Raw genomic sequence first — 18,919 nt, forward strand, 5'->3', positions numbered from 1 at the left:
ACTCACGAAGACGCCGCTGGTGCGTGCAACCATGGGCAGTCCGTGCACAGCGCGGACTCCGGAAGAGGCGCGAAGGAAGGATCTGATCATCTTCACCGCACGCGTGGCGCGCCTCTGGACCTTTGCGGGAGCGGTTCTCGTCGCGCTCCTGCTGGTCGGTCTGGCCGCACCCGCTGCGCAGGCTGCGGAGCGGACCCCCGCGCCCAAGACCACGGCCGCGACACCGGCCAGGACCGACAACACGGCGAAGGCCACGTCCAAAGCCTCGCCGGAGAGCTCCCCGTCGGCACGCGCCGCAACGGAGTTCGCCCATCCCGGTGTCTTCGTCGGCCTGGCGGAGCTGAAGACGTCGAAGGAGCACGTCAAGGCGCGCGACGAGCCCTGGATCACGATCTTCCGGCAGCTGGCCGCATCGCCCTCCGCCTCGCGCGCGGCACCGAACTTCACGACGTTCGCGTCCGCGTCCCTCGACCCGGCCGCCGAAGAAGAGGCCTATGCGCACAAGCGCTGCAACGTCAACGATCCGGCGGGATGCGTGACGTACTGCGGGTCGTACAACCAGCCGGACATCGGCTGCACGGAGGAGCTCGCGGACGCCCGTGCGGTCTACGGCCAGGCGCTGATGTACTGGTACACGGGAAAGTCCGCCTACGCGCAGCGCGCGATCGCGATCCTCAATGCGTACGCGAAGCACTTCACGGGCAACCGAGGCTCGAACGGTCCTCTGATGACCGCGTGGGTGGCCGAGATGATGCTGCGTGGCGCGGAGATCCTCCGCTACACGTACACGCCCGGTGATGGAGAGACGGCGTTCGATGTCGCCGGGTTCAGCGCGATGCTGCGGAAGGTCTTCGTCACCCGATTGCAGACCTTCGACTGGTCCAACGTCAATGGGAACTGGTCCGGCTCCGCCGCCGACGGCCTCATGAATGCGGGGGTCTTCCTCGACGACCGAGCGATCTACAACGTCGGCATCGCCATGTGGCGCGAGCGCGTTCCGACCTACCTCTACCTCAGTTCGGATGGGGACCTCCCGCACGCGCCGCCCGGCTCGACGAACTACGGCACCGACACCGCGGCGAAGACGGTCGACCTCAAGTGCTGGTGGCTGAACAACAAGGCGGACGCCTGCCTGACCGCCCCGAAGACTGACCCGGGTCCGCTCGTGCTGCAGAACGGGCAGTCCCAGGAGAGCTGCCGTGACTTCGGACACGTCTCGCTCGGAATCGCGGGGATCGTCAGCGCCGCCGAGACCGCCCATCTGCAGGGTGACGATCTGTACGGGGAACAGCGGGAACGGATCATGACGAGCGTGTCGTACCTCGTGCAGGTCGAGGAGAACTGGCGGCTGCACAAACAGTGGCCGAAGAACTTCTGCAAGAACGTGTCCGGTCTCGTCACGACCGGAATCTCGCGGGCGGACTTCCAGGCGGAGGTCGTGTACAACGCCTACGCCGTTCGGGAACGCGTCCCCTTCCAGACGATCAGGATCCCGGGCTTCGGCGAGCCGGACAAGAATCGGGACCCCCTGGCGGCGTACCTCGCGCGGAAACAGCGATCCCAGAACGCGGAGGGACTCATCGACGCGTGGGACACTCTCACCCACCACCTCGCCGCAGCACCGATCCGGCGCGCGAGCCCGTCGGCGACCACACCCTCTGCGACGAGGACCCCCTCGGCTCACAGACCCTCGGCGGAGAGCCCGACCGAGGAGATCGACCCCACGACCGCCGTGTCCCGGACCGGCTTCTTCTCCGTCCTGGCTGAACCGCTCACGGCGCTCATCGTCGTGCTCATCGTCACCCTCGCGGCGGTCCTGTTCGCGCGCAGTCGTTCGCACCGGTGAGCGCGCGCCGAGCGTGGGGGAGGCCGGGCATAGGCTGGCTCCGTGCGATTCGGCCTGGACACCCCCCTGAGCCTCGCCGCGGGCGAGAAGATCGCGGCGACCCTGCACAAGGCGTTCGCGATGGAGACCGTCGGCGACCTGCTCAACCACTATCCGCGCCGATACGCCTCGCACGGTGAGCTCACGCCGATCCGGGGATTGCCGATCGGCGAGCAGGTCACGATCGTCGCTGAGGTGATCTCCGCGACCGACCGACGGATGAAGAATCGTCCCGGCACACTGCAGGAGGTCGTGATCAGCGACGGCGCCGGCCGGATGACGCTGACCTTCTTCAAACAGCCCTGGCGGTTGCGGGAGCTGCTGCCGGGACGTCGGGGGATCTTCGCGGGCAAGGTGACCAGGTTCCGGGAGACCCTGCAGTTCTCGCACCCCGACTACCAACTGTTCGGCGACGACGACTCCGTCGACGCGAAGACCTGGGTCAACAAGCCGATCCCGATCTACCCCGCCACGGCCGCCGTCACGAGCTGGCAGATCCGCAAGGTCGTCAACACGGTGCTGGATGATCTCGGGGAGATCGAGGACCCGTTGCCGCCGGACTTCGCGGTCGCTGAGGGATGCCTGGACGCCCGCTCTGCGGTGATCGGGATCCACCGTCCGTCGGACCTCACCGAAGCCAAGGTGGCTCAGCGCACCCTGCGCCTGCACGAGGCGCTGCTGATGCAGACGGCCCTGCTGCAGCAGCGCGAGTTCGTCCGGATGATGTCGGCGACCAAACGCCCGGGCGGCTCGTTGCTGGAACGCTTCGATGCGGCGCTCCCGTTCGAGTTGACGCCGGATCAGCGTGAGGTCGGCGACCGTGTGGCCGAGGATCTCGTCGGCGACTGGCCGATGAACCGGCTCGTCCAGGGCGAGGTCGGGTCCGGCAAGACGCTCGTGGCTCTGCGCGCGATGCTCCAGGTCGCACAGTCCGGCGGGCAGTCCGCCCTCATCGCGCCCACCGAGGTCCTCGCGGCCCAGCACCTGCGTTCCATCGCGAAAGCGCTCGGTCCTCAGCTCGCACCGGAACTGATGCCCACGCTCCTCACCGGTCAGATGCCGGCCAAGGACCGCCGCAAGGCCGCCCTGCGCGTCGCCTCCGGACAAGCCCTCATCGTCGTCGGCACGCACGCGCTGCTCAGCGAGACCACGCAGTTCGCCGACCTCGGCCTCGTCGTGGTGGACGAGCAGCACCGGTTCGGCGTGGAGCAACGCGAAACGCTGCGTGCGAAGGGATCCAGCCCGCACGCCCTCGTCCTCACCGCGACCCCGATTCCACGCACCGTCGCGATGACCGTGTTCGGCGACCTCGATATCTCAACGATCCGAACGATGCCGGCCGGCCGCGCCGGAATCTCGACGTTCGTCGCGCCGATCGCGGAGAAGCCCGGCTGGTTCGCCCGGGTCTGGGATCGCGCTGCCGAAGAGGTCGCCCAGGGACGCCAGGTGTTCGTCGTGTGCGCCGCGATCGATGCCGACAAGGGCTCCGGTGGCGAGGAAGGTGATGCCGCGCCGCCGGTCGAGGGTGAGGCCACGGGTCCCCGGTGGGGTGTCGTTCAGGTCGCGGCGCTGTTGGATCGGCACCCGCTGTTCGCTGACCTGCGTGTGTCGACCCTGCACGGCAAGATGCACGCCGATGAGAAGGACGCCACGATGCGGTCCTTCGCCGACGGCGAGATCGACGTGCTCATCGCGACGACCGTGATCGAGGTCGGCGTGGACGTCCCGAACGCATCGACCATGATCATTCTCGAAGCCGACCGCTTCGGTGTCTCGCAGCTGCACCAGCTCCGCGGCCGCGTCGGCCGTGGCGGTGTCCCCGGCCTCTGCTTGCTGGTGACGGAGTCGGAGCCCGGTACCCCGGCGCGCGAGCGTGTGGAAGCCGTGGCGGAGACCCTGGACGGGTTCCGCCTCGCCGAGGTGGATCTGGAGCTGCGTGGCGAGGGCGACGTTCTCGGCGACGCGCAGTCCGGCGTCCGCTCGTCCCTGCGACTGCTGCGTGTGGTCGCCGACGCGGAGCTCATTCAGCGAGCGCGGGCCGAGGCCGAGGACATCCTGAACCACGATCCGACCCTGGACGCGCACCCGGCCCTCGCCGCCGCGGTGGCGCGCCGTGTGACGCAGGATGAACGTGCGGCACTCGGCAAGAGCTGACTCGGTAGGCTGGAGCACATGACAAGCAGGATCGCCGTCGTCCCCGGTTCCTTCGACCCACCGACCCTCGGACACCTGGACGTGATCGCCCGAGCCGCGAACCTGTTCGACGAGGTGCACGTTCTGATCGTGCACAACCCGGACAAGGAAGCGATGCTGCCGATCGCGCAGCGGCTGTCGCTGCTGGAGCAGTCCATCGCGGAGGCGAACATCGACGGCAACGTCACGGTGGGATCCTGGAGCATGGGTCTGCTCGTGGACTACGCCACGGAGGTTGGGGCGAGCGCGCTGGTGAAGGGCATCCGCTCCCAGGTCGATGTGGCCTACGAGACGCCGATGGCGATCGTGAACCGCAACCTCGCGGGCGTTGAGACGATCTTCATGCTGCCCGACCCCGAGCACGCGATGGTCTCCAGTTCGCTGGTGCGCCAGGTCGCGGGACTCGGCGGAGACGTTTCGCCGTACGTGCCGGGCCCGGTGGCACGGTTCCTGGACACCGGAGCTCGCGGGCTCTGAACCCGACGCCCACCGATCCGGGTTAGAATCGTCGGTTGTGAAGACTTCCCGACCCGGTCCTTTCTCCCTGCCCGTGCGTGACATCATGCACCAGCCGGGGGAGATGCGTGAGTTCACCCTGTCCGTCCCGCTTCGTGAGAAGTGGGGCGAGGGAATGATCGCAGTTCCCGCCGGCGCGGAGATCGAGATGGACGTCCGCCTTGAGTCCGTGCACGAGGGCATTCTCGTCACCGCGGACCTCGCTACGACCGCCGAGGGCGAGTGCTCCCGGTGCCTGCGCGAGATGACCGAGGGTGTCGAAGTCGAGTTCCAGGAGCTTTTCGCGTATTCTGGTGATGAAGCAGCTGACTTCGAAGTTCAAGACGACCACGTGGATCTTGAAATTCCGGTCAGGGATGCGATTGTCCTGTCGCTTCCGTTTCAGCCGGTGTGCCAGCCGGATTGCCCGGGTCTTGATCCGATCACGGGTGAGCGACTGGCCGCACAGCCGGACGAGCGTGCTTCGGCCCCCATCGATCCCCGATGGGCAGCGCTCCAGGGACTCACAGACCAGGCGACCGGAACCACCGGTTCCGAGTCGCGCAACACGGAAGAGAGCTAGTCATGGCAGGTAACCCCCCGAAGCGGAAGGTCTCCCGCTCGAACACCCGGTCGCGCCGCGCGCAGTGGAAGGCGGAGGCTCCGGCCCTCGTCAAGACCGTCGAGAACGGCAAGGTCGTCTACAGCCGCCCGCACCAGGCGAAGGTCGTCACCGACTCGCAGGGCACCGAGCTGTTCCTTGAGTACAAGGGCCGCAAGGTCGCTGACATCTGAGTCGATCACTGCGGATTGAGGACCTGTGTCTGATCTGGCCGCATTGATGCAGAAGCTCGGCGTCGATATCGACGCCGAGCTTCTGTCACTTGCGCTGACGCATCGCTCGTACGCGTACGAGAACGGGGGCATCCCCCACAACGAACGCCTGGAGTTCCTGGGCGACTCCGTGCTGGGGCAGGCCACCACCGTGCTGCTCTACACCCGCAACCCGACCCTGGATGAGGGCGAGCTCGCCAAGCGGCGCGCAAGTGTCGTCTCCACCGTCGCTCTGGCGGAGTCCGCCCGCCGCATCGGGCTGGGCGAGTTCATCAAGCTCGGCCGGGGCGAGGAGAACACCGGCGGGCGCGACAAGGATTCGATCCTCGCCGACACGACCGAGGCGATCATCGGAGCCACGTACCTGTCCCGCGGACAGGACGTCGCCACCACCCTCGTGCACAGCATCGTCGAGCCGCTGCTCGCCGACCCCGAGCGCTACGGCGCCGCAATGGACCCGAAGACCAGCCTGCAGGAGATCGCCGCCGCTCTCGGTGAGCCGGCGCCGTCGTACGAGATCACCGCATCGGGTCCGGATCACGACCGCCGCTTCACCGCCACCGTCACCGTCGGGCACGTCACGACCACCGGTGAGGGCACCAGCAAGAAGACCAGCGAGATGGCCGCCGCCCTGGCCGCCTGGCGCGTGCTCAGCAAGCGCGACTGATCACTCCGCACGCCCGATGCCTGAACTTCCCGAGGTCGAAGTCGTCCGCGCAGGGCTCGCTCCCGCCGTGGTCGGTTCCGTCGTCAGCGCCGTCCGGGTGCTCGATGATCGGGCCCTGACGCGTCATGCCGGGGATGCCGCCTCCTTCGAAGCCGAGCTGACCGGCGCGACGATCACCGCCGCCGCTCGGCGCGGCAAGTTCCTCTGGCTGCCGCTCGCATCGGGACGCGCCGTGGTCGGCCATCTCGGTATGAGCGGCCAGATGCTGCTTCGTGAGCCGTCGGCCGGCCCCGAGCGTCACGAGCGCATCCGACTCTTCCTCGAGCACCCGACGCACGGAGAAATCGCCGTGGTTTTCGCCGACCAGCGGACCTTCGGCTCGCTCGCGATCGACGACATGGTGCCGACTCCGGACGGCCGCGCCGCCGGGTGGGGAACCTCCGCCGCGGTGATCCCCACGCAGGTGCTGCACATCGCGCGGGACGCGATGGACGACGCCGTCGACCTCAAGCGGGTCCGGGAGCGGATCGGCCGGACCGATTCCGCGATCAAGCGAGTGCTGCTGGATCAGACCGTGATCAGCGGCATCGGCAACATCTACGCCGACGAGTCCCTGTGGGCCGCACGCATGCACCCCGAGACGCCGGGCAGCGCGCTGTCCACACGGGCCGTGAATCGACTCTTCGTCGAGGTCCGCGCCGTCCTGGAGAAGGCCCTCGCCGAGGGCGGCACGTCCTTTGACGCCCAGTACGTCAACGTGAACGGCCAAGCCGGATATTTCGCCCACTCCCTGAACGCCTACGGCCGCGACGGCCAGCCCTGCCCGCGCTGCGGCCGACCCCTCGTCCGCGCGAGCTTCATGAACCGCTCCTCGCACTTCTGCCCACACTGCCAGCGGCGGCGTTGACGGACATTCCGGCGCTGGGCGGTTCATCATGGTCTGTCCGGCGTCGGACACGGAGAGTACGGTCTCCCTCACACAGGGAGGGGGCATCATGCCCAACAGCGTCATTCACTTCGAGATTCACGCCGCGGACGTCGCGCGCACCGTGGAGTTCTACACGTCGGTCTTCGGCTGGACGGCCGAAGACTGGTCGGGCTTCGCTGGGATGCCGTACTGGGGCGTGACCACGGCGGCCGCGGGCGAGATGGGCATCAATGGCGCGATCATGCAGCGCCAGGGTGATGACCCGGCACCCGGTGGTGCCGTGTCCGGGGCCGTGATCACGTTGGGCAGCGGTGACTTCGACGGCGATGCCGCGAAGATCCTCGCCGCCGGGGGCCAGATCGCCCTTCCCAAGGCCGCACTGCCGGGGATGGCGTGGCAGGGCTACTTCCTCGACCCGGCCGGCAACGTCTTCGGACTGCACCAGCCCGACCCCGACGCGAGGTGATCGCCCCACGTGCGTGGCCGCATTCCGCGCAGGATGGCCCACGCGGTGAGAGCCTCGAGCACGTTCGTCACCGCCGCTGCGAGGCGGTCCTCGCGGCGGACGTCTTCCGGGCCGGCTCGGTAGGCTGAGGGCGTGGTCGCCGAACTCACCGTCACCATCGACCGCGACAGCGTGGCGATGGGTGACGATATGGAGTCGCATCGGCGCACGATGACGGTCCCGACGCCGGTGCGGCTCAGCGTGCTGCTCGCCCGCGTCGCGCCGGAGATCCGGCAACGGGGTTGGTCGTGGGTGGTCGACATCGGCGGTGAGGCGGTGGCCGTCTGGTCGGCGGATCACGGCGTACGCCTCCTCGTGGCGGACCGTGAGCTCGCTGCCGATTCTCCGCTCGGAACGATCGTGAACCGCTACTTCGGACAGATCGACCCCGGCTGGCTGCACCGGCGCTTGTCGGAGGGGGCTCCGGCGAACCGGTGTCAGCTCGAGCGGGAGTACGAGCCGCTCGCACGCCGAGCTCGGGCCGAGGAGGACCGCCGGCGTGAGCGCGAGCGCCCGGGCGGGTTCGTCGGCGAGGAGACACTCGCACAGCTGTCCCGCCTCGCTGCGGTCATCGACCTGCACCACGACCGGAAGATCGCGTTCGAGGTGGGTGGCGTCCGCTGGGAAGCGGAGCGGTCCGACACCATGATGACGATCCGTCGGGACGGACGTCCGCGCGCGTCACTGCGCCCGCACGCCTTCGGGGAGGTGTGGTTGGTCGTGGCGGTGGTGGTGGATGTCCGGGAGCGGCGAGGTCTGCGGCCGTGCCCCGAGGCCCCGCTGCGCGCAGCGCGGGAGCCGGTTGCCGTCGCCGGGCGATTCTTCCTGCGAGGTGGCCCGCCGGACGGGAACCTCGAGGACGACGCAGCCGTCGCGATCTACCGCCTGGCCGCGGGACGAACCGTGACGGAGGCCGGCGACCTCATCGGCGCGTGAGGCGCGCCCTCCGTCACCGGGTGGAGATCACCGCGACCAGGGCACGGTGATCGGTTCCGCCCCTTGTCTCGATCACGACGTGCGCGGCCTGAGCCGACCAGTCGCCGCCGACCAGGACGTGGTCGATCGGGGACGCCAGCCAGGCGGGGGAGGTCGACGGCCAGGTGCCGGTGGCTCCGGACCCGGTCCGGCTTGCGACATCAGTGCAGGAAAGCCCCGGGCCGAGGTGATCGACGGTCGCATTGAGATCGCCCGCGAGAATCGTGTGCGGCTCGGAACACCGCGCGGCGACCCAGTCCAGTCCGGCGCGCCAGTCGTCCATGCTGGACGGGAGTGGGGGAGCGAGATGTGCGGCCACGATGACCGGTCCGTCGTGGCCGACGGGCGTCCATACCCCGCTCGGCAGGCCGGGTGTCGATTCGACGGTGTCATCGTGCGTGTAAACACCCAGCGATTCGGCGATCAGCACCGAAGTCGGGATCGTCGAGTCGCCGTACACCGTGTCGTGGAACATGGTCGGGCCGCCCCGCTCGTGGACCAGCTCAGCCACGCGCGTCACCGCGCTCTCGTCCATCTCCGGCAGGCTCACGATCGACGCACCGCTGGAGAGGACGAGCGCGGCGACGTCCTCCGGACCGGTGGCGCCCCCTTGGGTGTTCCACGTCAGAACGGTGAGCTCACCCGACGTCGACGTGTCCGACGTGGCCGACGTACCGCGTATCGCGAGGATGCCGCTGTTCGCCGCCGCCAGGACGAGGGCCGCGACCGCGACGCCCGCCACCACCGACCACCGTCGACGCGCGATGACGACGGCGCCCGCCAGGACACCGACCCCGGCGAATCCGAGGACGAGCACGGCGCGCAGCGAGACGAGATGCGCGAAGCCCCAGACCCGCTGTACCCGGAGAGCCTGCGGCCAAGTCACGATCAGTCCGAGGGCGAGGACGACCGAGACGGTCAGCAGGAACGCGCGGGAGCGCCACCACTGCGAGCGCGTCGCATTGACCTCGGGCGTCAACCGCGCATCTCCAAACGTCCCCGGTCGATCGACATCATTTTCCAGTTCATCAGACGGTCAGGCGCCGGGTATGTGCTCACAGCGAGGTTCGCAACACGGGCCGCGCCACGTCGGTGTTGTCGACGACGATCGTCGCGCGCTCCCGGGGAGCCTGCTCGGCACGGTAGATGTCGCAGGCGGCCATGTAGCGGACCTCATACGCCGCGCGGGCCGCTTCGGCTCCGCCGAGCAGCACGGAGTCGCGCTTCACACCGCGCTTCACCGCCTGTTCACGCGCGACGTCGAGGTAGATCACCTCGTCCCAGAGCTCCCGCAGGTCGTCGCGCTGGAGGAACGTGGCGTCGAAGATCACGATCGCATCGGGGGCGGCATCGGCCCACCGCGGGTCGACCTCGTCCGTGTGGAGATCGTGCACATGGTGGGCATAGCGTCCCGACCCACCCGGCCCGAGCGGTTCGAGCGTGAGCCGTCGGAGCGAGTCGAAATCATAAGCGTCCTCGTAGTAGCCCCCGGCCGACTCCCGACCCTGGCGATACCGGACCGCGCGCACGTTGTGGAAGCCGTCGGAGTCGATGCGGATCACCGGCCGCGGACCGCGCGTCAGCACGTCGGCGAGCACGCGGGCGAAAGTCGATTTACCGGCCCCGCAGACCCCGTCGATCCCGACGCGAAGGGGATGGCCGGGGTCACGTCCGCTGAGCGCGGAGGCGACGCGCTCCGTCAGTTCGGTCGGTTCCACGATGCGACCGTATCAGTGGGGCCGGAGAGCCCGCGTCGACGGCTATCGATGGATGGATGTGTCCAGGTCGGTCTCCTCGAGCGCGATCACGCCCCACGAGGTGCCATCGGAGGTCGTGAACTCGTAGGCGGGCGCGAGGTAGGTGACGCCGTCGGAGCTCACCACCAGGGTGAGCTCGAGTCGCACTGCCACGATCTCGCGCTCGAGGATCGACCAGGGGACGGCGGAGCCGGCAGCCGGCACCGGTGCCGGGGCGGTCGGCGCGACATCCGGCACGCCCATGGACTCATCCGACTCCGGCCAGGCGGTCTGCCGCAGCGGGAACGCGGGGTCGGCCAGGCGTACTGCGGCCGCCGCGGGGCTGATGATCGCGTAGTCCCCGAGCGAGACGATCGAGCCGGTATTCCCGCTGGCGTGCTCGATGCCGCCGGCGGTGATGTCCATGTGGGCTGTGACCTCCGTGACGTTGTCGGCGACGATGAGGGCGGCGGTCACCGAGACGGACCGACTGAAGTCGTCGGCGTACAGCGTCACCTTCGTCGCGGACTCATCGATGCCGATCGCGGTGAGGAAGCGGCTGATCGCCTCGCTGACCTGGGCGTCTGTGAAGCGGCGCCGACCGCAGACGGCCGGCCCGTGCGGGACCGCTGGGCCTCAGAACCCGCCCCACGTCGGATCGCTTCCACCGGGGGAGAGGATCAGCGACCAGGCAACGACGATCAGGATCACGCTCACCAGGGGAGCCACGACGACGGCGTCCTTTGCGCCGGAACTGCGCTCGGCCCAGCGGCGTGAGCCGAGGACCCAGGCGAGCACGAGCAGAATCGCGGCGATGACCGAGGAGCCGATCGCGAACGGCACCGTGACGACGGCGTTCCCGTTGTTCCAGTGGTAGGTCGTCCCGAACTCCCACGGACGCCAGACGATGCCACTGAGCGCGAGCCCGAAGGCGCCGAACGCTCCGAAGAGGATCGCGACGATGCAGGCCGTGACGGTGGCTCCGAGATCCGGGCGGGGCCGGGTCGGTGGTGCGTCCGGCATCATCCGCGCCGCAGATCCTGGGCGAGCATGACGAGGATGCCGCTGGGCCCGCGAAGGTACGTGAGCTTGTAGACGTCCTCGTATGTCGCGACGCCGCGCAGCGGAAGGCAGCCGTGGCGAGCGGCGATGGCGAGCGACGCGTCGATGTCGTCCACCTGGAACGCGACGCGATGCATGCCGATCTCGTTCGGCAGCGCGGGCTCCGTCTCGAGGGCGTCCGGGTGGATGTACTCGAACAGTTCCAGTTGCCCGTGTCCGTCCGGGGTCTGCAGCACGGCGATCTTCGCGTGGTTGCCGTCCAGCCCGACAGCGGTGTCGGCCCACGGACCGCTGATCGTGTCCCGACCCGCGACGGTCAGCCCGAGGTCGGTGAAGAAGGCGATCGCCTCCTCGATGTCACGGACGGCGATTCCGACGTTCTCCAGCGTGATGGGCATGCCGCACATCGTACGCCGGACGCGTCGGGGTTTCGGTGGGCGTCGATCACCCCAGACTTCCGCGACCCTGGCCGGACAGCATCCCGCTGCGCCGGCGTGTGATCCTTTCCCCCGCGCCGCTACAGTGTGGCCATGAAGAGGTTGTTGGGGCGCCTCCTGCTGATGGTGGCGGCTGTGGGGCTCGGGGGACTGGTCGCATCGATCATCGCGCTGACCGTGGGCAACGAGGCCGGCGGCGGCATCGGGCTGACCGTGAGCATCATCGCCATGATCGCCGGCTTCTTCGGCGGGGCCTTCGCCACGGTGGACGCCGAGGTCATCGGGGCGAAGCCGCATCCGAAGCCCACGGCGGAGCCGGCGCCCGGCGACGCGCGGGAGCTGGCTCGGATCGAGAACCTGCGCGAGGTCGGCATCACGCGGGAGAACTTCCACCACCTGTTCGAATTCACGGTGACCGTGTTCCCGCGCGCCGGTCGACCCCGCCGGGAGGTCTTCGAGCAGTTCATCACCCTGGGCCAGTTGCCGAACTTCGGTGTCGGCACTTATGTGGTCGTCGCCACCGATGCCGGCCCGCCGCCGCGGATGCTCCTGGACCTCACGCCGTCCGCGGCATGGGTGACGCAGTTGCGCGACGCTCCGGAGCACCACGATGCGTTCCCGGCGGCGCGTGCCTCCGCCGCACCGGTCGCTGTTGTGGAGACCCCTGCTCCGCGACGACGTTCTCCGGCATGGGGAGTTCTGAGCTTCGTGGTCGCCATCTGCTGCCTCCTGGCGGGGCTCGCCGGCGGCCTGGTGCTGACGATGGGCGGTGTGGATCGTGTGTCGAGCTGGGTCGCCGAACTCCCTGCGCGGCTGAGCGGTGGAGTGCACGCGTTGTGGGACTCCGAGAACCTCGACCACGATGTCGACACGCTCCGCACCCAGATGGGGGATCGTCGGCTGGAGTACGTCGTGATCTTCGACGATTACTGGTCCATCGCGGCGTTCAGCGAGACGCAGGCCGACGGCGAGGACACCTACACCTTGCGCAGCGGCGTGATATCGGACTCGTGGACGGGGACCACCTCCTCGTTCCACGCGCCGTTCGCTGCGGCCGATATCGACCCCGCCGTCGTCCGGGAGGTCACCCGTCGGGTCTACGCCGACACGCCCGGTGCGGAGATCCAGAACGTGATGATCCGGAACCTGAGCGGACGGGGATTGCGGTTGGAAGTGGACATCGCCGGCAAGTATGAGGACACGAAGCGCGTCTTCGACGCCGCGACAGGCGTGGAACTCGCGGAGTGAGTCCGTCGCCCCTGCGATGATCGACGGCATGCACATCGCACGGCTGTAGGACCAGGTCAGTCGAGCACCGTGCGTGAAGCTACGTCCCCGTTGATCAGGAAGCGCACTTCGCGATCGTCGGTCATCACCTTGAGATAGCCGCTCGGCACGGAGATCACGTAGCCCTTGATGGTGCTGCCGTCGGTGAGCGCGATCCGTTCGTGATCGAGCCACGGCGTCTGGACGATGAAGGCCAGCAGAAGGACGACCACGGCGGCGATGGGCGCGGTCCGGCGCAGGACGGCACGGGCGAATCGGCCGGGCAGACTGCCGCGGGGGGCGCGGTGTGCGATGGCGAGGACGGCGACGACGACGACCGCGACGGGCCACTGCCACCAGATACCTCGACTGAACGTCAGAGCCACCATGAAGGCGGCGCACACGGCCAGCATCAGCATCGCGGTGTTGCGCGCGGATCGTTCGCCGTAGATCAGCCGCTGCGTCACGACCGGGGCGATGATGGCGAGCGCCCCGGCGGTGAGATGGGGCTCGGAGAAGATGGTGCCGAAGATCACATCGGTGAAGCTCTCGAAATCCACAGCGTCGGTGAGTGCCCACGCGGTGTCCCAGTTCCACCAGCTCACGGCGAGCACGCGCAGCACGACGAACAGCGCCAGCACACCGGCCGACAGGCTGAGAGCGGGCAGTGCACCGCTCCAGGGCGGCGTGTGGTCTTCGGCGGTGTGATTCCCCATCACCACACGGTACGGTCTGGCTCGCGCCTCGCGGCGTGCTTCGCTTTGAAAACTCGATGAGAACCGCCCCGATGCCGTCCCGCGGGAGTACGGTGCGATCACACTCCCTGGTGACGCGCCACGAAGTGCGTGAAGTGGGGAGGTTTGTCATGAAGCACGACATCTTCGTGGTGATCTACTTCGTCGTGATGGCGGGGATCATCGTGTCCACCGACTTCCTGTTCCTGCGCGAGCACTTCTGGCTCCGACTCGGGACGAACGTCGCCATCGTCCTGGTGTTCGCTCTGGTCTACTTGACTTGGCTCCGCAACGCCTTCCGCTGACGAGCCCCCGGGTTCTGCAGGATCGTCGCGGTTTCGCAGGAGCGGTGGACACCCGGATCCCGGAATTCCGCGGGGGCCCATCCGGCACGACTGTGTGACTTCCTGCGCAACGCGGGGTTTCCTGCAGAACCGGGGGGCGCTCCGGGACGCGCCGGGACGATCCGGGGGCTCGGACGGTGTGGGTGTCGGCGCGGGGGAGTACGGTCGGCGCCATGACATCGACGTCCCTGATCCTGCCGCCCGATATTCCGCCCGAGCGGCTGATTGAATTCGCGCGGGCGGCCGAAGAAGCGGAGATCGACACCGTGTGGCTGTGGGAGGACTGCTTCGCGACGAGCGGCGTGGGGCTGGCCGCCGCGATCCTGGCGGCCACCACCCGGCTCCGGGTGGGGATCGGGCTGCTCCCGGTGCCCTTGCGCAATGTCGCCCTCACCGCCATGGAGATCGCGAGCCTCGCGCGCATGTATCCCGGGCGCTTCCGGCCGGCCATCGGCCACGGCGTCCTGTCCTGGATGGCGCAGACCGGTTCCCGCGTCGCCTCGCCTCTCACTCTGCTGCGCGAGTACGGCACGGCATTGCGCCGGCTGCTGGCGGGGGAGTCCGTCACGGTGGCCGGACGCTACGTGTCCCTCGAGGACGTGCGACTGCGCTGGCCACCGAACGAGGTACCACCGCTGCTGCTCGGCGCGGAGGGGCCGAAGACGCTGGCGCTCGCGGGCGAGATCTCGGACGGCATCGTCGTGTCCGGACTCACCGACGACGGGGCGCTCGCGACCGCGGTGCGGACCGCGACCGCGGAACGCGCCGCGCCGCTGGAGGTCGTCGCGTTCAGCGCGGTCTCCGTGGACGCCTCCGCCGCCGAGATCGCCGATGCCGTTGCGGCCCGCGCCGCGGCCGGCGCCACCGAGGTGCCGGTGCTCGGGCTCGCCCCGGACGGTGGATCGGTCGATGGCGGTGCGAACCTGCGCCGCCTCATCACCGCGCTCGGGCGGGGATCGCTCAGATCAGACGCTTGATCCAGACACCGTCGGATGACGAGGTCGTGAAGCCGAGCCGGTCGTTGATCGCGAGCATGTGGGTGTTCTCGGCCGCGTTCCACGTGGCGACTCGGGGACATTCCGGTGCGAGCTCGCGCAGGCGACGGATCCCGGCCCGCTTCACCTGCAGCCCGAGGCCGCGCCCGCGGTGCTCGGCCAGGACGAGCGTGTCCAGCTGCTGCGCCGACCGAGTCCGCACCCGCCCGAGCAGCAGCTCATTCACTGCAACCAACCGACCCGTCGCGACGTGCTCGGCGGCCGTGACCAGCAGGAGCCCGTCGTCGGCGAGGCACGCCCGCTCGTGTGCCGCGAGCGATGGCTCGTCGCTGACCTCGTCCGAGGACATCTCGCCGTGCGACGCGTCGGTGACCATCCGGGCACGCAGCAGAATGCGGTCCGACCGGTGGACGTCCGGCGTCTCCCCGATCCACTGCACGATGCGATACGCGGAATCCGGCGTGTCCGTTTCCGGGACGACGGCCGTCAGATCGTAGGAGGCGTTACGGCCGACCTGCTCCAGTCGGTACCTGTGCCGCAGCGCGAACCGCGCAGCACCGTCGCGGGGGACCGCGCCGACTCCGGTTCGTGCCGGAATCGCCTCGACTGCCTCGTTCGTCTTGTGTCGCGTGTCGGCGTGCAACTCGCGGAACCCGACCCTGCGGGCCGCCGTTTCCGCACGCTCCAAGCCGAGGCTGCCCGCTCCGATGCCCTCGTGCGGCGCGAGGATCGCGACCGTCACGGTCGCGGTCGGGACGTTCGATGTCAGCACCCCCGCGAGGCCGGCATACCCGATGGCCTCGCGTCCGGCCCGGATGACCCAGGTTTCGGTCACCTGTCCGTCTACGCCGGAGGGTTGCAGTCGCGCGAGTGCCTGCTCGGGCGTGAGGACGTTCCGGTCGTCACCGTTCATCGCGATGCTGAGCTGGGCCCGCACGTCGCAGAACGCCAGGAAGTCGGAAGCGTCCGGCGCCCGGACACTCGCGGGCACCGGCATCAGGGTCGCCGTGAGGGCGGTCATGGGTTCTCCGATCCAGAGGAGCGTGAGGGACGGCGTCATCGCGACAGATCCTTCTGCCAGGCTCCGATCGCCAGGCCGCCGACGAATCCCAGAGCCTCGTTGATGTCCAGCATCGGACGGTTCTCCTCCGCGTTCCAGGTGATCACCCGGGGTGCTTCCGGCGCGCGCTCGTGCCACGCACGAAGCCCCACCGCCTTCACCAGCATCCCGAGCCGGTGTCCGCGGTGCTCCGTCAGCACGAGAGTGTCCTCCTGGAACGTGCGATCGCCATCGGCCGGCCCGTGCAGCAGTTCATTGAACGCGCACAGGCGGCCGGAGGGTCGGTGCCGTGCCGCGGTCACCTGTTGGGTGCGGCCCACCACAGCCGCCTCCATGCGGGCGACGCGCGCCGTGTCCCACCGATCTTCGTCCACGTCCATCCCCGCGCTCGGCACGTCCGTCGCCATCCGTGATTTCAGCCAGGCGTAGTCGTCGACGAGCTGCGGCGGCGTCGGGAGCGTCCACTGCACGATGTCGTAGTCGGGCCCCGCGTGTGCGCGTGCCGCGGCCTCGAACGCGGTGACTCGTGCCAGCGCGTCTTCCCCCAGGACCAGCTGACTGCGCCGCTCGATCTGCTGCAGCGCATATCCGCGGCGCCGGAGGAACCGTGTCGTGTGGTCGTCCGGCAGCGTGCCGTAACCGGTGGGCGCCCGGACGCGGTCGCCGATGGCGTTCGGGTGCTCCGTCCACCCCTGCAGGAGCGTGCGTCCAGCATCCCTGGTCAGCGATTCCAGCATCCGCAGTGCCGCCGAGCCCGTGCCGCGGCTCCAGGCGCCCGGAACCAGTTGGACGAACGCGCGCGCCGAGCGTGACCCCTCCTCGTTCGGCACGTCGAGTCCGACGCGGCCGAGCGCCTCACCGCCGACGACCACGAGCCACAGGCGACGCCAGACGTACGCGTCCGGCTGGTACGCGGAAAGAAGCGCTTCCGCGTCCAGCACCTCATCGTCATCACCGAGCGTCTCCCGGTAGGCGCGGTTGCGCACCTGGACAGAGGAGAGGAAGTCGGAGGCGTCCGAACTCTCGACCGAGGTGGGGATGCGGACGGCGCGAAGGGTCACCGCGCCGTCGGCGACGTCCCGGAGGTCTCGGTTCGTCGCTCCCATCACCTGATCCGTTTCTGCCAAGCGCCGACATAGCCGGCGGGGACGAAACCCAGCGCTTCGTTGATGGCCAGCATGGGACGGTTCTCCTCCGCGTTCCAGGTCAGGATTCGGGGGGAGCGCGGGCTCTGCTCGTGCCAGGACAGGATGCCGCGACACTTCACGAGCATTCCGAGCCGATGACCACGGTGATCGCCGTGCACGAGGGTGTCGCCCTGTTCGGTGATCGACTCCGGGTCGGTGAGCCGACCGAGCACGTTGTAGGCCACGAGCGCGCCCGAGTCGATGTGGCGCGCGACGGTCCATTGGCGAAGTACGCCGGAGGCGAGCACGCGAGCATCGTTCTCTCGGACGCGAGCGGCGTCCCAGTTCTCCTCGGCCGTGTTCAGATCTGCGCTCGGCACATCGATCGACATCCGGCGCCGAAGCTCCGCCATCGGTGCCTGCAGCTCGGCCGGAGTGGCGCCGACCCAGGTCAGCACTTCGTAGCCGGCGGCGTGCTCCTCGGCATCGCGCAGCAGCTCCCGGACGCGCGTGAGGTCGCCGGAGAGGTCGAAGACGCTCTTGCGCTCGACCTGCTCCAGGACGTACGCGTGCTGCTGCAGGAACCGCGCGATGTGGTCCTCCGGGACGGTGCCGAACCCGGTGGGCGCCGCGAGCTGCGGCACACGGGCGTCGGCGGGATGCTCCGCCCATGCGGTCAGGGAGTCACGGCCGGCCTCCGCGGCGGTCCGCTCGACGAGCTCGACGCCTGCCGAGCCGATGCCGACACCCCAGTGGGGCGGCAGGACGAGGACTTCGGCGTAGGCGTGGGTGGCTCCGGCGTCGAGCGGAACATCGAGTCGGGCCAGAGCCACGACCGCGCCCCCGCGCTCGATCACCCACAGGTGATGCCGCTGCGATGTGCCGGTGAACTCCTGCAGGAACGTCTCCGGCGGAATGTCCTCGTCCCGGGTACCGCCCATCGCCGCGTACACGTCGTTGCGCACGACGGTCGCGGCGATGAGGTCGGCGTCCGGAACGGCGGTGGCCGCGGTGATCGGCACCGCGCGGATGGTGAGGTCGGTCATGAATTTCTCCGATCAGAGGATCTGACGGCCGAAGCCCTCAGCGCGGATGGTGTCGAGCTGGGCTCGGCGCAGCGCGTTCTCGTCGAGCCGCCGCTGGGGATGGGGACGACGAGCCCGGCTGATCAGCCAGAGCCCGAGTTGGAGCGAGAGTCGGTCCAGGGCCCCGAGGCGGTCATCGCGCTCGGTGTCGAGGATGGGCGGGCGAGCCACGCCGGAGTCGACGGGCCGCGTAAGCAGGGTGGTGGTGTTCACGAGATGCTTTCGTGTGTGCGTCCGGAGGACGCGAAGTGATGATCGACGCCGATCAGGTCGGCGGACCGGAAAGGGGTGCAAACCCCGTGGATGCGCGAGAGCGCGGGCCCGAAGAGCGGGCGGACGGAGGAGAACTCGACTCCGCGGGCGGCGATGCTAGTGCGCCGCGATGACCCGGGAGCCGGCGGTGAAGCCGGTGACGGAGGACGCGACGCAGATCGCGGCTGGCATGCCGCTCGTCGTGATGGTGATCATCATGGTGTCCTCCTTCCGTGGGTACGGACGCCGACGCTAGTACGCCCGGGCGTGTCCCGTCAACCGCGCGGCGTGTCGCGGACCCCGCCGCGCCGCCCGGGTGGAACCGCGCCGTTCCGGTAA

At 69.1% G+C, this 18,919-nt stretch carries 22 protein-coding genes; 12 read left to right on the forward strand and 10 right to left on the reverse strand.

Going from position 1 to position 18,919, the window contains the following annotated elements:
* Nucleotides 1–103 precede the first annotated feature (103 nt).
* From BN1193_RS07480 to BN1193_RS07520, 9 genes are all read left to right on the forward strand, one after another.
* Nucleotides 104–1,846 (forward strand): alginate lyase family protein, encoded by a 1,743-nt coding sequence (locus tag BN1193_RS07480; protein ID WP_040165196.1) that lies wholly within the window; start codon nt 104–106, stop codon nt 1,844–1,846.
* Nucleotides 1,847–1,888: 42 nt separating this feature from the next.
* Nucleotides 1,889–4,039: an ATP-dependent DNA helicase RecG gene (locus tag BN1193_RS07485; protein ID WP_040165197.1), complete on the forward strand. Its 2,151-nt coding sequence runs from the start codon at nt 1,889–1,891 to the stop codon at nt 4,037–4,039.
* A gap of 18 nt (nt 4,040–4,057) precedes the next feature.
* The gene (gene coaD / locus BN1193_RS07490; protein ID WP_040165198.1) at nt 4,058–4,555 is read left to right on the forward strand and encodes a pantetheine-phosphate adenylyltransferase; all 498 of its coding nucleotides are present in this window, start codon (nt 4,058–4,060) and stop codon (nt 4,553–4,555) included.
* A gap of 85 nt (nt 4,556–4,640) precedes the next feature.
* Nucleotides 4,641–5,156 (forward strand): YceD family protein, encoded by a 516-nt coding sequence (locus tag BN1193_RS07495; RefSeq protein ID WP_052460591.1) that lies wholly within the window; start codon nt 4,641–4,643, stop codon nt 5,154–5,156.
* A 2-nt stretch (nt 5,157–5,158) separates the two neighbouring features.
* A complete protein-coding gene (gene rpmF / locus BN1193_RS07500; RefSeq protein ID WP_040165203.1) occupies nt 5,159–5,368 on the forward strand; it encodes a 50S ribosomal protein L32 in 210 nt (69 codons plus the stop codon).
* A 46-nt stretch (nt 5,369–5,414) separates the two neighbouring features.
* On the forward strand, nt 5,415–6,074 hold the full coding sequence (gene rnc / locus BN1193_RS07505) for a ribonuclease III (RefSeq protein ID WP_040165684.1): 660 nt from the start codon (nt 5,415–5,417) through the stop codon (nt 6,072–6,074).
* Nucleotides 6,075–6,090: 16 nt separating this feature from the next.
* A complete protein-coding gene (gene mutM, locus BN1193_RS07510; protein ID WP_040165205.1) occupies nt 6,091–6,981 on the forward strand; it encodes a bifunctional DNA-formamidopyrimidine glycosylase/DNA-(apurinic or apyrimidinic site) lyase in 891 nt (296 codons plus the stop codon).
* Nucleotides 6,982–7,069: 88 nt separating this feature from the next.
* Nucleotides 7,070–7,468 (forward strand): VOC family protein, encoded by a 399-nt coding sequence (locus BN1193_RS07515; RefSeq protein WP_040165207.1) that lies wholly within the window; start codon nt 7,070–7,072, stop codon nt 7,466–7,468.
* 132 nt (nt 7,469–7,600) lie between these two features.
* Entirely contained in the window at nt 7,601–8,443 is an 843-nt protein-coding gene (locus BN1193_RS07520) for a hypothetical protein (RefSeq protein ID WP_040165208.1), read from the forward strand.
* 13 nt (nt 8,444–8,456) lie between these two features.
* Here BN1193_RS07520 and BN1193_RS07525 read toward each other — a convergent pair whose 3' ends face one another.
* From BN1193_RS07525 to BN1193_RS07545, 5 genes are all read right to left on the reverse strand, one after another.
* Complete coding sequence (locus tag BN1193_RS07525) at nt 8,457–9,461, reverse strand: endonuclease/exonuclease/phosphatase family protein (RefSeq protein WP_052460539.1); 1,005 nt, start codon at nt 9,459–9,461, stop codon at nt 8,457–8,459.
* Nucleotides 9,462–9,537: 76 nt separating this feature from the next.
* A complete protein-coding gene (locus tag BN1193_RS07530; RefSeq protein WP_230206445.1) occupies nt 9,538–10,200 on the reverse strand; it encodes a nucleoside/nucleotide kinase family protein in 663 nt (220 codons plus the stop codon).
* Nucleotides 10,201–10,242: 42 nt separating this feature from the next.
* Nucleotides 10,243–10,734 (reverse strand): hypothetical protein, encoded by a 492-nt coding sequence (locus BN1193_RS07535; RefSeq protein ID WP_040165209.1) that lies wholly within the window; start codon nt 10,732–10,734, stop codon nt 10,243–10,245.
* A gap of 120 nt (nt 10,735–10,854) precedes the next feature.
* Nucleotides 10,855–11,241: a hypothetical protein gene (locus BN1193_RS07540; RefSeq protein WP_141396646.1), complete on the reverse strand. Its 387-nt coding sequence runs from the start codon at nt 11,239–11,241 to the stop codon at nt 10,855–10,857.
* The gene (locus tag BN1193_RS07545) at nt 11,241–11,678 is read right to left on the reverse strand and encodes a VOC family protein (RefSeq protein ID WP_040165211.1); all 438 of its coding nucleotides are present in this window, start codon (nt 11,676–11,678) and stop codon (nt 11,241–11,243) included. Before BN1193_RS07545 ends, BN1193_RS07540 begins: the two co-directional genes overlap by 1 nt.
* A 132-nt stretch (nt 11,679–11,810) precedes the next feature.
* Between BN1193_RS07545 and BN1193_RS07550 the strand changes: the two genes are divergently transcribed.
* Nucleotides 11,811–12,965, forward strand: a complete 1,155-nt coding sequence (locus tag BN1193_RS07550) for a hypothetical protein (RefSeq protein WP_141396647.1) — start codon at nt 11,811–11,813, stop codon at nt 12,963–12,965.
* Between the two features lie 56 nt (nt 12,966–13,021).
* On the opposite strand, the gene BN1193_RS07555 is transcribed toward BN1193_RS07550, so the two are convergent.
* Complete coding sequence (locus BN1193_RS07555) at nt 13,022–13,699, reverse strand: hypothetical protein (protein ID WP_141396648.1); 678 nt, start codon at nt 13,697–13,699, stop codon at nt 13,022–13,024.
* A gap of 149 nt (nt 13,700–13,848) precedes the next feature.
* On the opposite strand from BN1193_RS07555, the gene BN1193_RS18025 reads away from it, so the two are divergent.
* Both BN1193_RS18025 and BN1193_RS07560 read left to right on the forward strand, forming a co-directional pair.
* Nucleotides 13,849–14,022 carry a hypothetical protein gene (locus BN1193_RS18025; RefSeq protein ID WP_154670783.1) on the forward strand — a complete coding sequence of 58 codons (174 nt, stop codon included), beginning with the start codon at nt 13,849–13,851 and terminating at the stop codon, nt 14,020–14,022.
* A 212-nt stretch (nt 14,023–14,234) separates the two neighbouring features.
* Entirely contained in the window at nt 14,235–15,038 is an 804-nt protein-coding gene (locus BN1193_RS07560; protein WP_094770339.1) for an LLM class flavin-dependent oxidoreductase, read from the forward strand.
* On the opposite strand, the gene BN1193_RS07565 is transcribed toward BN1193_RS07560, so the two are convergent.
* From BN1193_RS07565 to BN1193_RS07580, 4 genes are read right to left on the reverse strand one after another with little or no spacing between them, the layout of a single operon-like run.
* Complete coding sequence (locus tag BN1193_RS07565) at nt 15,022–16,116, reverse strand: GNAT family protein (RefSeq protein WP_052460540.1); 1,095 nt, start codon at nt 16,114–16,116, stop codon at nt 15,022–15,024. The genes BN1193_RS07560 and BN1193_RS07565 overlap by 17 nt on opposite strands.
* Nucleotides 16,113–17,222, reverse strand: coding sequence for a hypothetical protein (locus BN1193_RS07570; RefSeq protein ID WP_052460541.1), 1,110 nt, complete (start codon nt 17,220–17,222; stop codon nt 16,113–16,115). Before BN1193_RS07570 ends, BN1193_RS07565 begins: the two co-directional genes overlap by 4 nt.
* Nucleotides 17,222–18,289, reverse strand: coding sequence for a GNAT family N-acetyltransferase (locus BN1193_RS07575; RefSeq protein WP_040165216.1), 1,068 nt, complete (start codon nt 18,287–18,289; stop codon nt 17,222–17,224). Before BN1193_RS07575 ends, BN1193_RS07570 begins: the two co-directional genes overlap by 1 nt.
* 12 nt (nt 18,290–18,301) lie before the next feature.
* Entirely contained in the window at nt 18,302–18,541 is a 240-nt protein-coding gene (locus BN1193_RS07580; protein WP_040165217.1) for a hypothetical protein, read from the reverse strand.
* Between the last annotated feature and the right edge of the window lie 378 nt (nt 18,542–18,919).

It is taken from the genome of Microbacterium gorillae (assembly GCF_000826185.2).
GTDB lineage: Bacteria > Actinomycetota > Actinomycetes > Actinomycetales > Microbacteriaceae > Microbacterium > Microbacterium gorillae.